Origin of the sequence: Allosphingosinicella deserti (genome assembly GCF_003012735.1) — a bacterium.
Taxonomy (GTDB): Bacteria; Pseudomonadota; Alphaproteobacteria; order Sphingomonadales; family Sphingomonadaceae; genus Allosphingosinicella; species Allosphingosinicella deserti.
This window is the reverse complement of sequence record NZ_PXYI01000003.1, coordinates 242,028-256,263: the sequence shown is the minus strand read 5'-3', so window position 1 is coordinate 256,263 and position 14,236 is coordinate 242,028. Positions and strand designations below refer to the sequence as shown.

At 67.2% G+C, this 14,236-nt stretch carries 13 protein-coding genes; 5 read left to right on the top strand and 8 right to left on the bottom strand.

Translation table 11 applies throughout. The features are described 5' to 3' along the window. Positions 1–43 precede the first annotated feature (43 nt). On the top strand, positions 44–340 hold the full coding sequence (locus C7I55_RS09640) for a hypothetical protein (RefSeq protein ID WP_106512727.1): 297 nt from the start codon (positions 44–46) through the stop codon (positions 338–340). Positions 341–477: 137 nt separating this feature from the next. Here C7I55_RS09640 and C7I55_RS09635 read toward each other — a convergent pair whose 3' ends face one another. Further along, the gene (locus C7I55_RS09635) at positions 478–1,038 is read right to left on the bottom strand and encodes a YqgE/AlgH family protein (RefSeq protein WP_106512726.1); all 561 of its coding nucleotides are present in this window, start codon (positions 1,036–1,038) and stop codon (positions 478–480) included. Positions 1,039–1,512: 474 nt separating this feature from the next. On the opposite strand from C7I55_RS09635, the gene C7I55_RS09630 reads away from it, so the two are divergent. Beyond that, positions 1,513–1,995, top strand: coding sequence for a peroxiredoxin (locus C7I55_RS09630; RefSeq protein WP_106512725.1), 483 nt, complete (start codon positions 1,513–1,515; stop codon positions 1,993–1,995). A gap of 251 nt (positions 1,996–2,246) precedes the next feature. Beyond that, positions 2,247–2,513 (top strand): hypothetical protein, encoded by a 267-nt coding sequence (locus C7I55_RS09625; protein ID WP_106512724.1) that lies wholly within the window; start codon positions 2,247–2,249, stop codon positions 2,511–2,513. Positions 2,514–2,675: 162 nt separating this feature from the next. On the opposite strand, the gene C7I55_RS09620 is transcribed toward C7I55_RS09625, so the two are convergent. From C7I55_RS09620 to C7I55_RS09610, 3 genes are all read right to left on the bottom strand, one after another. Then, positions 2,676–4,565 carry a M2 family metallopeptidase gene (locus tag C7I55_RS09620; protein WP_106512723.1) on the bottom strand — a complete coding sequence of 630 codons (1,890 nt, stop codon included), beginning with the start codon at positions 4,563–4,565 and terminating at the stop codon, positions 2,676–2,678. Between the two features lie 149 nt (positions 4,566–4,714). After that, positions 4,715–5,473 carry an alpha/beta fold hydrolase gene (locus C7I55_RS09615; RefSeq protein WP_106512722.1) on the bottom strand — a complete coding sequence of 253 codons (759 nt, stop codon included), beginning with the start codon at positions 5,471–5,473 and terminating at the stop codon, positions 4,715–4,717. 10 nt (positions 5,474–5,483) lie between these two features. Then, positions 5,484–5,927, bottom strand: coding sequence for a GFA family protein (locus C7I55_RS09610; RefSeq protein ID WP_106512721.1), 444 nt, complete (start codon positions 5,925–5,927; stop codon positions 5,484–5,486). 163 nt (positions 5,928–6,090) lie between these two features. Between C7I55_RS09610 and C7I55_RS09605 the strand changes: the two genes are divergently transcribed. Continuing rightward, positions 6,091–6,714 carry a YitT family protein gene (locus C7I55_RS09605; protein ID WP_106512720.1) on the top strand — a complete coding sequence of 208 codons (624 nt, stop codon included), beginning with the start codon at positions 6,091–6,093 and terminating at the stop codon, positions 6,712–6,714. A gap of 123 nt (positions 6,715–6,837) precedes the next feature. Here the strand turns inward: C7I55_RS09605 and C7I55_RS09600 are convergent, their stop codons facing one another. Beyond that, entirely contained in the window at positions 6,838–7,866 is a 1,029-nt protein-coding gene (locus C7I55_RS09600) for an aspartate-semialdehyde dehydrogenase (RefSeq protein WP_106512719.1), read from the bottom strand. Between the two features lie 226 nt (positions 7,867–8,092). Here C7I55_RS09600 and C7I55_RS09595 point away from each other — a divergent pair, with 226 nt between their 5' ends. Next, a complete protein-coding gene (locus tag C7I55_RS09595; protein WP_106512718.1) occupies positions 8,093–10,303 on the top strand; it encodes a M20/M25/M40 family metallo-hydrolase in 2,211 nt (736 codons plus the stop codon). A gap of 159 nt (positions 10,304–10,462) precedes the next feature. On the opposite strand, the gene C7I55_RS09590 is transcribed toward C7I55_RS09595, so the two are convergent. From C7I55_RS09590 to trmD, 3 genes are all read right to left on the bottom strand, one after another. Next, on the bottom strand, positions 10,463–12,685 hold the full coding sequence (locus C7I55_RS09590) for a S9 family peptidase (protein WP_106512717.1): 2,223 nt from the start codon (positions 12,683–12,685) through the stop codon (positions 10,463–10,465). 170 nt (positions 12,686–12,855) lie between these two features. Beyond that, positions 12,856–13,299, bottom strand: coding sequence for a 50S ribosomal protein L19 (rplS, locus tag C7I55_RS09585; RefSeq protein ID WP_106512716.1), 444 nt, complete (start codon positions 13,297–13,299; stop codon positions 12,856–12,858). A gap of 4 nt (positions 13,300–13,303) precedes the next feature. Beyond that, positions 13,304–14,041, bottom strand: a complete 738-nt coding sequence (trmD, locus tag C7I55_RS09580) for a tRNA (guanosine(37)-N1)-methyltransferase TrmD (protein ID WP_106512715.1) — start codon at positions 14,039–14,041, stop codon at positions 13,304–13,306. Between the last annotated feature and the right edge of the window lie 195 nt (positions 14,042–14,236).

Below are 14,236 nucleotides of genomic sequence, written 5' to 3'. Positions count from 1 at the left end.
TGTGACGGAGGGGCCGGCCCTCGCACGAAGGAAAGGTGATCGCATGGAACATTCATATTGGCTCGGCCGGAGGCGGGCCTCGCTTGCCAATGCCGCCAAGGCGTCCTGTGCGGCCGCGCGCCTCGTCCACTACGATCTCGCCGGCCGCTACAGCCTTAGGGCGGATGCAGCAGCGCCGGCGACGACGCCCTGCACGACCGAGGCCGGCTATTACGGCCAGCTCGAAACCGGCGCGCGCTGGCTCGCCGCTCGTGCGGGCGATTCCGCCGAACGCCATCGCCATCTCGGCATGGCCAACCGCTACGCGGCCTTGCGCCTGGTGACGGCCGACGCCGCCTAGCGCCGCGCGCCGCGTCCGAACCCCGCGTACGCCGCCGGCGAAATGCTGCAGCCCCAACGCGCGGCGGTCGCAGATCCTCCCGGTTCCCGCCCCAGGCTGAACCGGCGCCGCGCCCCCCGCGCCAGGCGGGCCCCGCCTCAGGCGGTGCCGAAATCGACCGTGAGCAGCCTCGGATCGATGCCGGCGCTCTTGAAGCCTGCGCTCCAGCGATTGTCGACGTCGCAATCGTAGAGCAGATCGTCGCTGCCTTCGGTCGCGAACCAGCCGTTGCCGCACAGCTCCTGCTCGAGCTGCCCCGCCCCCCATCCTGCGTAGCCGAGCGCGGCGATCCAGCGCTTCGGGCCGCGCCCTTCCGCGATCGCCTTCAGGATGTCGAGCGTGGCAGTGAGCGCCCAGCGGTCGCCGACCTGGATGCTTTCCTGGCCGCCCCAGTCGAGCGAGTGGACGAGGAAACCGCGCTGCGGCTCGACCGGCCCGCCGAGGTGGATGGCGACGTCGGGCGCCGCGCCAGGTTCGATGTCGAGCTGCTTGAGCAATCCATGGAAGGTGATCCGCGGCACGATCCGGCCGAGCCCGATGCCGAGCGCGCCATTCTCGTCATGCACGCACATCGCGATCACCGCTTTCTCGAAGCGCGGATCGCCGATTCCGGGCATGGCGAGGAGAAGCTGTCCGGTGAGAAAGGGCGCCTGATCCATCTGCTTGCCATAGCGACGCAAATGCCGGGATGCCAAGCGCTTGCGGGCAGCGCCCCGACACGCCGCACGCCCCGCCGGACGAACGGAGTCGTACGACCCGCCGCGAACCTCCGCTCTCCGGAAGCCTATTGCGGGCCTACCCTTCTCCTCTTGTCATGCTCCCGGCGCAGGGCGGTAACTCCCGTAAGAAGCCGCCATCCAGCGCAGGGCACCGATGGCTGGGATCGCGGGACAAGATGTCGCAAGCGTCCGCCACATCCTCCAGCACTCGTCCTCCACGAGATCCCAGCTTGCGCTGGGATGACGGCATTGGGCCGAAGAGCGAGGACACATCAACTCCCTGACGGTGACGCCCCGCCGGACCGCCGCCCTCCCCGCCCCAAAGCCCCGGTTTCCACGCCTCGCGCATTCGATTACAGCGCAGCCCATCCGAAGCGCGAGCCTGTCGCGCTTCGCGCCTCGAAGGAGAGACGAATGACCATTCAAGTCGGCGATCGCATTCCGGACACCAACCTCGTCAAGGCGACGGCCGACGGCCCGCAGCCGGTCAGCAGCACCGACTATTTCGCCGGCCGCCGAGTCGCCCTGTTCTCGGTCCCGGGCGCGTTCACACCGACCTGCTCGGCCCGCCACCTCCCCGGCTTCGTCGACAAGGCCGACGAACTCAAGGCCAAGGGCGTCGACGAGATCGCCTGCACCGCGGTCAACGACGCCTTCGTGCTGCAGGCGTGGAAGGACAGCGCCGGCGCGGAAGGCAAGGTGACGATGCTCGCCGACGGCAATGGCGATCTCGCTCGCGCGCTCGGCCTCACCATGGACGGCTCCAAGTTCGGCCTCGGCCAGCGCGGCCAGCGTTTCTCGATGGTGGTCAATGACGGTGTCGTCGAAAGCCTCAACGTCGAAGAGCCCGGCGCCTTTTCGGTGAGTTCGGCCGACTACATGATCGAGCGCCTCTGATATCCTCGGATCGGGCTCGCCCGATCCGGACAAAGGGGCTCCGCTGTACCTGTTCGCTCCGGCGCGTGGACCGGAGCCCCAGCTTTCATCGTCCCCGCGGGTCGCGGACATGATATCGCCGACGCCCGCGCAAGCCGCGGCAGGCCGGCCACACCACACCCGCATTCGCCTTCTTCCCGCCCGATTCGCGTGCTTTTTCTGCAACGCAGCCACGCCGAGCGCGTTACGGTAGGTTCAGCGGGAGAGTAGAATTGCCTGACCAGTCGAAGTCGAACGAGCGTAAATCCGCCGCCCTGCGGCTCGCCGAGGAGATGCGCGAGCGCCCCTTCGCCGCCGCCGCGATCGGCGTCGGTGCCGCCGCCGCCACTGCCGGCGCCGTGCTGGGCGCCCGCGCGCTCGCCCGCCGTGCCTGCGACGGCAAGCCGGTCAACCAGGTGCTGAAGACCGCGATCACCGCCAACGAAGCCGCCGAAGTCTGCCGCAAGCGCGACGCCGGCGTCGAGGACCTCGAAAGCTGAGCGCCGGCACCGCTCGCTGACGCCCGCACATTTCATGGAATGAGGCTGGTCGAGCCGGCCTGCCGAAATCTCCACTCCATGCAAGAAGGAGCGCCGCCCCACGCCGACGCCCCCTCTGATCTGCCGCTGGCCCGGCTCAAAGTACCACTTTGAGCCGATACCCTACGCGCTCCAGCCGCATTGCTTGCCCGTGTTCTGCTGCTCGAGCCAGCCCATCAGCGGCCGGAAATAATCGAGCATCGGCCGGCCCGACATCTCGCGCGTCCCGGTGAACGCCTCGAGCGCTTGGGGCCACGGCCGCGAGGCGCCCATCGCCAGCATCGCGTTCAGTTTCTGACCGACCTCCTTGTTGCCGTAGAAGGAGCAGCGGTGGAGCGGCCCCGTCCAGCCCGCCTGCTTGCATGCCGCCTGGTAGAATTGGAACTGGAGGATGCGGGCGAGGAAATAGCGCGTGTAGGGCACGCTCGCCGGCACGTGATATTTGGCGCCGGGGTCGAAGTCCGCCTCGGTGCGCGCCACCGGCGGCACCACGCCCTGATATTGCAGGCGCAGATCGTTCCAGCCTTGCTCGAGCGCGGTCGGCGCGATCTCGCCGCTGAACACCTTCCAGCGATATTTGTCGACCATCAGCCCGAACGGCAGGAAGGCGACCTTGTCCATCGCCTGGCGGAGCAGCAGCCCGGTATCCTTGTCGGCGGACGGGACCTTGTTGCGGGGCAACAGCCCGATCTGGACGAGATATTCGGGAGTCACCGACAGCGCGATGGTGTCGCCGATCGCCTCATGGAAGCCGTCGTTGGCGCTGTCGAGATAGAGGAAGGGCTGCTTGTTGTAGGCGCGCTGGTAGAAATTGTGGCCGAGCTCGTGGTGGACGGTGACGAAATCGTCGCCATTGACCTTGGTGCACATCTTGATGCGCAGATCCTCGACATTGTCGAGATCCCACGCCGAAGCGTGGCAGATGACGTCGCGGTCCCGCGGCGCGGTGATCATCGACCGCGTCCAGAAACTCGCCGGCAGCGGCGCGAACCCGAGCGAGGTGAAGAAGCTCTCGCCGGTCTTGACGATCTTCTCGGGCGTGTACTTCGCCTTCACGAGCAGATCGGTAAGGTCGTAGCCGACGTCGCCGGCGCCCTTGGGCGCGACCACGTCGTAGATATTGCCCCATTCCTGCGCCCACATATTGCCGAGCAGATCGGCGCGGATCGGCCCCGTTTTGGCCTGCACCGTGTCGCCATATTTCTCGTTCAATTTGGTGCGGGTGTAGCAATGCAGCTGGTCGTAGAGCGGCTTGACCTCGCTCCACAGGCGATCGGTCATCGCCGCGAACTCGTCGGGCTTCATGTCGTAACGCGAGCGCCACATCGCCCCCGTATCCGAATAGCCGAGGTCCTTGGCGCCCTGATTGGCGATCTCGGTCAGGCGGTTGTAGTCAGCGCGCATCGGACGACCGACATTGGAGTGCCAGCTCGTCCACATTTCCTGCAGCTGGGCGGGGTTGCGAACCGTGCCCATCTGCTCCTCGAGATCGTTGCCGGTCATCTCCTTGCCGTTCAAGGTGCCGCGGCCCTTGCCGTAGGTCGACGACAAACGGGTCGAGAGGGTGTTGAGCTCGGCCGCCGCGCCCGGCGTCGTCGGCGCCGGCAGCACGAGCGCGCTGCGCAGCGTGTTGAGCTTGCGGGCGATGTCGTAATCGAGTCCCTGGAGGCCGGCGAAGCGCGCCGCTTCGTTGGCATATTTCACCTGCATCTCGGTGCCGATCGTGCCGAAATAGGCGGCGAGAGCATCGGTATCATCGGTGATGTAGGTGGCGTTCACCCACTGCGCCCTGGCGTTCACCACGGAGAATTCGGCGAGCTCCTTTTCGACCCGGGCGACGAAGGCGCGGGCTTCGTCGAGAGTGGGCGCTGCGAGGGACTGCGGCTCGGTGACGGCGCTCTCCTGCGCGGGAGCGGCGGCGGCTGTCGACACGGTGTCGACAGTGTCGGCGGAAGCGGCGGCGCAGCCCGCCAGGCAGACGGCGACGGCAAGGGTAGAGACTTGAATTTTCATGCGAAGCGATCCTCATGGGGGTCGATGCGATGCGCGGTTCTTGCGCCCCGCCCCGGAGGCCCGTCAAGGCTCCCCTCTCACCCCATCAGGCGAGTGGGTGGGGAGAGGTCAAGAGCCCGCGCGGTTGTTCCTGCAATGGTGCCTGGAGCCTACCCGCCGAGAAAATCCGCGATCGCGCGGCCGAGGTCGGGTTTGGTGACTGCGCTCATGTGGTTGCCGGGCATCTCTACGAAGGTCGCGTTCGGCAGCGCTTCGGCGAGTTCCTGAGCGTGGCCGTTATCCTGGTCCTCGGCGCCGGCGAGCACCAGCGTCGGCAGCGCGATCGCCCCCACCTCCGCCGCAGTGGAATCGACGAAGGAGCCGAGCAGGGGCAGCAGCGCCTGGGGGTCGCCGCCGGTGGTCTTGAGGAAGGCTTCGGCCATCCATTCCGGCGAGCCGCGCTCGAACGTGCCGAGGCCGGTCAGGATCTTGCGGAAATGGTGCGCCCGCCCGCCGGTGTTGAGCAGCCCGCGCAGGCCCATGCCGCTGACCACCAGCCGCCTTGGCGCCGCGCCCTTGATCACCATCCGCACCGCCGTGCGCGCGCCCAGCGAATAGCCGCCGAGATCGTAGTCCGAGAGGCCGAGGTGCGCGATCAGCGCGAAGCCGTCGTCGGCGAGGACGTCTGCCGGATAAGCGGCGGGATCGCGCGGCTTATCGCTGAGCCCATGTGCGCGCAGATCCGGCATGATCACCCGGTACCCGCGGGCGGCAATCTTCGCGGCGTGTCCGAATTTCAGCCAATTGGTCTCGGCATCCGAGAACAGGCCGTGGATCAGGATCACCGGCCGTGCTCCGGCCTCACCCAGTTCCGCATAATTGAGCCGAACGCCGTCGCGGGCGGTGAAATCATGTCGTGTCGCGTTCAATCTGCTGTCCTCAGGCCGGCCTGTCGTTCGTCACGCGCGCCCAACGCTCGGCAACCTCCGGGTTGTCCTCGGATCGCATCTCCGGCAGCCCGTCCGTGTTCAGCCACGCCCGGTGCATGCTCTCGACGCCGAAATGGCGCGTCGGCACGAATCGCGCCGGATCGTCGAAGGCGGCGACGGTCAGGTCCATCGTGTCGCTGTCCGGAAAAGCGAAGCCGAGCGAGGTTCCGCAGTCGCGGCAGAAGGGCCGCTGCGCGATCGGCGACGATTGGTACCAGTCCGGTCCTTTCGTCCACACGACGTCCGCCTTCTTCATGCCTTTGAACGCGATCGACACGCTGCCGGTCGCACGTTGGCACATCCTGCAATGGCACAGATAGGCCTCGTCATTGTCCACCCGCGCGCGGAAGCGGACACGCCCGCAGGCACAGCCGCCCTCCATAAACTCCGCCATCGAGAACCTCCTGGTGGAACGCCCCTCTCGAGCCCGGTACCGGAACCGGGCCTCGCCGTCGACAGGGTACAAGCGGCTCTTGCCGGCCGCGCCCACCCCGGCTACCGCGCCGCGATCCCGCGGCAGACGGGCGAGAGGATGCCGGTCCACTCCCGGAGCCCCGATGTCCCCCGCCGATCCGCATTTCACGCCAGGCAAGCCGCACAGCCTCGTCGAGGACCTTTATGCGTTCGCGATCGGTTGCTCGTTCGTGGTGCTCGGCCTCGTCTGGCTGAAGAGCGCCGGGCTGGTCACCGGCGGCATGGCCGGCGTCGCCTTGCTCCTCTCCTACCTGATACCGCTGTCGCCGGGCCTGCTGTTCACCTTTCTCAACCTGCCCTTCCTGTGGCTGGCGCAGCGCAGCATGGGCACGGCGTTCATGCTCCGCACCGCCTTCGCCAATTTCGCGATCACGGGCCTTGCCTTGCTGGCGCCCTCGGCGTTCCGGCTGACCGACCTCAATGGCCCGTTTGCCGCTTTGTTCGGCGGCACGATCATCGGCATGGGAATCCTCGCCCTCGCCCGCCACCATGCGGGAGTCGGCGGGCTCGGCATCGTCGCGCTGACTCTGCAGCGGCGGCGCGGCTGGAACGCCGGGCGAACCTCGCTGATCGGCGATGCCTTCATCCTCGCCGCCTCGATCCCGGTGCTCGCCCCGCGCCAATTCCTGCTCTCGGTGCTGAGCGCGGCTGCGATCAGCGGCGTGCTGATCGCCTACCACAAGCCGGGGCGGTATACGGGGTACTGAGCCGCCCCCCCAACCGTCATCCCAGCGGAAGCTGGGATCTCAGGACTAGAAGTCGCCGGTGCCCGGAACGTACACAGTCACATACCGTCTACGAGATCCCAGCTTTCGCACGAGGCGATCGCGTTACGCCGCTTTCTGCAGGTGCCGGCGGCCGAGGAGCTCCGCGATCTGGACGGCGTTGAGCGCGGCGCCCTTGCGGAGATTGTCGGAGACGCACCACAGGCTGAGGCCGTTGTCGACGGTCGGATCCTCGCGCACGCGGCTGATATAGGTGGCATATTCGCCGACCGCCTCGACCGGGGTCACGTATCCGCCGTCCTCGCGCTTGTCGACGAGCATCACGCCGGGCGCTTCGCGCAGGATGTTCTGCGCTTCCTCGGCCGAAAGCTCTTCCTCGAACTCGATGTTCACGGCTTCCGAATGGCCGACGAACACCGGCACGCGCACGCAGGTCGCGGTCAGCTTGATCTTGGGGTCAAGGATCTTCTTGGTCTCGACGACCATCTTCCATTCTTCCTTGGTCGATCCGTCGTCGAGGAAGACGTCGATATGCGGGATCACGTTGAACGCGATCTGCTTGGTGAAGAAGACCGGCTCGTTGGCGTCGCCCACGAAGATGTTGCGGCTCTGCTCGAACAGTTCGTCCATGCCGCTCTTGCCGGCCCCGGAGACCGACTGATAGGTCGCCACGACGACGCGCTTGATCTTCGCGCGGTCATGGAGCGGCTTCAGCGCCACCACCAGCTGTGCGGTCGAGCAGTTCGGGTTGGCGATGATGTTGCGCTTGGTATAGCCGTCGATTGCCTGCGGGTTGACCTCGGGCACGATCAGCGGAACGTCGGGATCCATCCGGTAGAAGGAGCTGTTGTCGATCACCGTGCAACCGGCTGCAGCCGCCTTGGGCGCATAGTCCTTGGACACCGACGATCCCGCGGCGAACAAAGCGATGTCCCAGCCGGCCCAGTCGAAATGCTCGATATTCTTGACCTTGAGCTCGCGCCCACTGTCGCCGAAATCGATGACGTTGCCGGTCGAGCGCGGCGATGCCACCGCGGCGATGTCGTCCAGCGGAAATTGCCGCTCGTGGAGGATATTGAGCATCTCGCGCCCGACATTGCCGGTCGCGCCGACGACCACCACCCGATAACCCATCTCGAAATGTCTCCTGAAACTGCTGCGCCCCAGTTAGGGAATTCCGCGCGTTTTACAATCGAGATGTGCAGCAGCGCCCGCCTCGTTGGGATCCCGTAATGCTCCTTATGCGCCTGGATCCTGCTATCACACCCGTTTTCGGGATCCGGAGCATCCCCGTTCGCCCGCGGTTTTGACGGCCGAGGTCACGTGGTTATCATGAGATGGCTGCCAAAGGGGATCGAGGATGAAGCGCGGACTGGTTGCGGCACTGATCCTGGCACTGGCCATGACCGCGCTCGCGTTCAAGGGCGCCCTGCTCGCGCCGCCGTCGGTCAGGGCGCCCACGGGCGGTCAGTTCGACACCGGACGGGCGCTGGGACGGCTCAGCCGGATCCTCGGTGACGAACGCCCTCATCCGGTCGACAGCGAAGCCAATGACGCGGTCCGCGCACGGCTGCTTGCGGAATTGCGCAGCCTCGGTCTCGCGCCGGTCGTATCCGACAGCATCGCCTGCGGCGGCCTTGGCCCGTTCCGAGCGGTGACCTGTGCCCGCGTTCGCAACGTCCGTGCGACGATCAATCCCGGCGTTCGCGGCACCCACCTGCTGATCGCCTCCCATTATGACTCAACCCCGGCCGGCCCGGGCGCGGGCGATGACGGGATCGGCGTCGCCGCAGCGCTGGAGATCGCCGCTTTGCTGAAAGGACGGCGGCTGGCGCGTCCGGTCACCTTGCTGTTCACCGACGGCGAGGAAGCGGGGCTGCTCGGCGCGCGTTCCTTCGTCGAGCGCGAACCGCTTGCTGCCGAGGTCGGCGCGGTGGTCAACATGGAGGCGCGCGGTGTCACCGGCCCGGCGATCATGTTCGAGACCAGCCGCCCCAACGCTGCCGCGATCGCCGCATTCGCCGGCGGCACGGTCCGCCCGGTCGCGAGCTCGATGACCGCCGATGCTTATGCGCTGATCCCGAACGCAACCGACGTGACCGTGTTCGCGGCCCGGCCGTGGACGATGCTCAACTTCGCGATCATCGGCAATGAGAGCCGCTATCACAGCGCCGACGACACGATTGCGGGCCTCGACCGCCGCAGCGTCCAGCATATGGGGGATCAGGCGCTCGCCGCGAGCCTGTCGCTGGCGCAGCAAACGGCCGGCACGGTAGCCGGCACGACCCTCTATGCCGATCTGCTCGGGCGTACGTTGGTGCGCCTGCCGCTGTGGATCGGTCTCGCCGCCCTTGCGGCGCTTGGCGTTACCTTCGTCCTTCTCGCCTGGCGGCGGCGATCCGGCATCGGCCGCGCACTCGCGGCGATCGGCCTGTCGCTCGTCGCCGCTATGGTCGTCACCCTCCTCGGTGCCATGGTCGTCGGCACGATCAAGGGTGGCGTCTTCTGGCGCGCCCATCCCGATCTGATGGCGAGCGCCGTCGACGTCTCCGCCGCCGCCGCATCGGCGGCGATCCTGCTCTGGCTGAAGCCCGCCGGCACCCGGCCGCTGCGAGTCGCCTTCTGGCTGATCTTTCTGCTGATCGGCGGCCTCATCGCACTGCGGGCGCCGGGCGGCACGATCTTCTTCCTCGCGCCACCGGCCTTGGCCGCGGCTGGAATTGCGCTGCAGCGATTCCGCTACGCCGAACGGATCGGGGCATTGCTCGCCTGGCTGCTCCTCGTCCTCACCTGGACACCGATCCTGCATCTGGCGGAAGTACTGCTCGACTTCCGAATGGCGTGGGCGTTCGCACCGGTGGCGGCGATCATCCTCCTGCCGCTGCTGATCGAGCTGACGCCGCTGCTGACCGACGTCTGCAGGAGGCCGGCTTTGCTGGTCTGCGCCGCGGCGGCCGCAGCGGCCTGGGCCGCGATCGGGATCGCGCCGGCTTATGGTCCGGAGCGCAAACAGCAGTTCCGGATCGAATATGTGTGGGATGCCGACAGCCGTAAGGGACAGTGGACGCTCATTCAGGACGGTGGCCCCCTTCCCGCTTTGGTCGCTGCCCGAACGCGACCTGAGAGACGAGCGTGGTCGCCGGTGGCGGTGCCGACCGCGGATGCGCCGCCCGTCGCGATCCCCGCTCCCTCCGTGGAGAAGCTCGCCGAGCGCGCCACGCCCGAGGGCCGGCGCGTGACGCTGCGGCTTCGCTCCGGTGGTGCACAGAGCCTGTTCCTGCGCGCCGAGCCGAACGCGGCGCTCCGCACGATGATGGTCGATGGAAGGTCCACGCGCTTCGGTGCCGGGGCCAAGGAAGAATCTTACCTGTTCACTTGCCACGGGCGCAGTTGCGACGGGCTCGTGTTCGATGTGACGATCGGCGTGCGCGAGCCCGTCGATATGGTCGCGGTCGGCATTCATAATCGGCTTCCGCCAGGCGCGGCTTGGTTGGTCAACGCACGCCCCGGCCACGCGGCCCCGCAATATGCGCCCGACCGCAGCATGGCACACCGGAAGCTGAGACTTTAGCGTCCCTTCACCGCCCCTCCCTGGAAGGGAGGGTTTGGGGTGGGTGCGCGGCGCAGCCGCGCCTCCTGAGCATGGAGCCACCGACACGGTAAGAAGATGCGGCTGCGCCGCCCACCCCCTGCCCCCTCCCGCAAGTGCGGGAAGGGAGTTTCGGGGGCGTTACTCCGCCGCCTTTTCCTTCACCGTTCGGTCAAGGAAGCCGGTGATCGTCTGCCAGACGTGGGTTTGCGGGCCTTCACCGGCGATGGCGTGGGTGCCGCCGGGATAGACCATCAGCTCGAAAGGCTTCTTCTCGCGCTGCAATTTGGCGATCAGAGCGGTGCTGTTCTCGAACACGACATTGTCGTCGGCCATGCCGTGGACGATCAGCAACGGATCGGCGATGCGGCTCGATTGCTCGAGCGCACCCGAGGTCTCGTAGGGCTTCGGATCGGTCGCCGGATTGCCGAGATAACGCTCGGTGTAGAAGGTGTCGTACAGCTCCCAGCGCGTGACCGGAGCCACCGCGACGCCGGCGGCGAACGCGCCCGGCGCCTGCTCGAGCAGCTTCAGCGTCATGTACCCGCCATAGGACCAGCCCATCACCGAGACCTTGCCGGGATCGACGAAGTCCTGGCGCTTCAGCCAGGCGAGGCCGGCGAGTTGGTCCTCGACCTCGGCACCACCCATGGCGTGATAGATGGCGTTTTCGAACGTCGTGCCGCGGCCGTTGGTGCCGCGATTGTCGAGGGTGAAGACGATCCAGCCCTGATCGACCAGATATTGCTCGAGCGGCAGGTCGCGATACCAGGCGCGGGTGACGAGCTGGCCGTGCGGACCACCGTAGACATGGACGAACACCGGGTAGCGCTTGCCGGGTTCGCGCGGCGGCGAAAGCATACGGTAATGGAGGTCCGATCCGTCCGGCCCCGCGATCGTGCCGAAGACGGGCGCGACATGGCTCGGCAGATAGGGTGCGTAGGGATGGTCGGCGCCAAGCGCATTCTGCTCGATCCAGGCCAGGCGCTTGCCGGCGGTGTCGGCGAGATAGACCTGGCCTGGCTGGCCTGGATTGGAGCGGGTGACCAGTGCGCGGGTCGCCTTGTCGTCCATTGCGACAGCGTTCCACCAGCCCGCTTCGGTCACGCGGACCGGCTGTGCCGCCCGATCGTAGCGCACCCAATATAGCTGCTGCTCGATAGGGGTTTCGGCGGTGCCGGTGAAATAGATGCGGTGCGCCTTCTCGTCGATTGCGGTAACCTCCTCGACCGCCCAGTTCCCCTTGGTCAGCTGGGTCCATTCGCCCGCCTTCCAGCGGTAGAGATGCGAGAAGCCCGACCGTTCCGACGACCAGATCAGGCTGCCGTCGGACAGCGGTCGGAAATTGGAGTGGAGATTGACCCAGGTCGGCGCGGTCTCGCTGAACAGGATCGTCGAGGCGCCGGTGGCGGCATCGACGCGCAGGACGTCGAGCCGCTTCTGGTCCCGGCTCATCCGCTGGACGAACAGGCTGTTGCCGTCTTTCGCCCAATCGACCCGGGTGAGGTAGACGTCGGGATCGGTGCCGAGGTCGGCCTTGACCCGGCCGCTGCCGTCCGGCCTGAACAGATAGAGGTCGACGATCGCATTCTTCGTGCCGGCAGCCGGGTAACGCTGCTCGACGACCTTGGTCCCTTCTGCGCCGATGGCGGCCCGGGTGACGATCGCGACCGGGCTTTCGTCGACACGGGCGACGGCGAGATAACGGTCGTCGGGCGACCACCAATAGCCGGTGAAGCGGTGCATCTCCTCCTGCGCCACGAACTCGGCCGCACCCCAGCTCAGGGTACCGCCGCCATCTTCGGTCAGCGGCTTTTCCGCGCCCGAGGCGAGATCGACGACGTAGAGATTCTGGTCGCGCAGGAACGACAGGCTGCGGCCTTTCGGCGAGACCTTGGCGTCGATCTCGGTTGCCGCGCTTTCCGTCATCCGGCGGACCTTGCCGTCGAGCCCGGCAAGGTAGAGGTCGCCGTCGATCGGCACGAGGATCGACTGGCCGTCGGGTGCCCAGGCATAATCGGTGATGCCCTTGGTGCCGGCAATGCGCAGCCGCTCGCGGCGCATCTTCTCCTCCTCCGAGACTTCGGCGCCGGACCCGATCTTCGCGGAGTCGACGAGCATCCGTGCGGTGCCGCTGGCGGCGTCGATCGCCCACAGATCGAAGCGATCCTTCTCGTCGGCGCGGTTGCGCAGCAGGGTAACCAGCCGCCCGTCGGGCGACAGAGTCGGCTTGCGCGGCGTCGGCCCGGCGAGAGAGGGGCTCTGGAACAATCGGTCGAGGGTGAGCTCGGCGGCGGCGGAGTGGGAGGGAAGGATCGGCATCAGGGCGGTGGCGGCAACCAGCGGCAGAAGGACTTTACGCATGCGCGCTGTCGTAGAGCGGGAAAGGGAACTGGGGAAGCGGGAGAGGAGCAGGTTCGAGGATCGACGACGGGCCGAGTCCGGATGATGCGGTCGAGGCCAGGGCAAAAGAAAAGGCGGGAAGAGCCTCAGCCCTTCCCGCCTCGTCTGTTCCTGGCCGTAGCCTCGAGAGCTCAGCCCTCGGCGTTTTCCGTCTGCGGCGTCACGGGCGCGGAGACAGCGGCGGCTGCCGCGGCCTTGGCGGCGGCGAGCGGACGCGGATCGCGGCGCTCGGCGATGCGGGCGGCCTTACCGGTGCGGCCACGCAGATAGTAAAGCTTGGCGCGACGAACGGCGCCGCGACGGACGACGTCGATCGAATCGATGTTCGGCGAGTAAAGCGGGAACACGCGCTCGACGCCTTCGCCGAAGCTGATCTTGCGGACGGTGAAGCTGCTGCCAAGACCGCGATTAGCGCGGGCGATGCAGACGCCTTCGTAATTCTGAATACGGGTGCGGTCGCCTTCGACGACGCGGACGCCGACGCGGAGCGTATCGCCCGGGCGGAACTCCGGAATCGGGCGCGCAGCGCTGAGCTGCTCGATCTGCTCGGCCTCGAGCTGCTGAATGAGGTTCATGTCTTCAACTCTCTTCTTCGTGCTGCGCGCCAGAGGGCGACCGCCTTCGAACGTCCCCGTGACGCTCGATCAGGTCCGGCCGCCTTAGCCGTGTGTCCTCGATCGCCCTGGCTTTACGCCAAGCGGCGATCTTCGCATGATCCCCCGATCGCAGCACTTCGGGGATCCTGCGCCCTTCCCATTCTAAAGGTCGGGTATAATGCGGATATTCGAGAAGGCCGCCTTCAAAGCTTTCCTCCTCACCGCTCAGTGGCGCGCCCATTACGCCGGGAAGCAGCCGAATGCAAGCATCGAGAAGGGTGAGAGCGCCCATTTCGCCGCCGGAAAGTACGTAATCTCCGATCGATACGGGGAGGATCGGCCGCGCCTCGAACAGCCGCTCGTCGAACCCTTCGAACCGGCCGCAGAGGATCGACACGCCCGGTCCTTCGGCGAGGCCACGGACGAGATTCTGCGTCAGCGGTTCGCCGCGCGGCGTCATCGCCAGCAGCGGTGCATCCGGCCGGCGGGCGAGCACGTCGTCGATCGCGCGCCCGAGCACGTCTGCGCGCATCACCATGCCGGCACCGCCGCCGGCCGGCGTATCGTCGACCGAACGATGCTTGTCGGTCGCGAAATCGCGGATCTGGACGGGATCGATCGACCAGATCCCTTCCCCCAGCGCCCGCCCGGCAAGGCTGTGGCCGAGCGGCCCCGGGAACATTTCGGGGTACAGAGTGAGGATGGTCGCGGCCCAAGTCATGCCGCTCCCCTAGCGGGCGGCAGGCGGGTTAGCGAGAGGGTGGCGTGTCCGCATCGCCGGTCGGGTCTCTCACCTCCGTCTGTTCCCTTCCCTGAAGAGGAGGGCTGGGGTGGGTCGCGGCTTGGCCCGCTCGATGCGGGCGAGGCCGCCTCGGGCGCAGGCGCAGGAGGCGCGGTTGCGCCGCGCACCCACCCC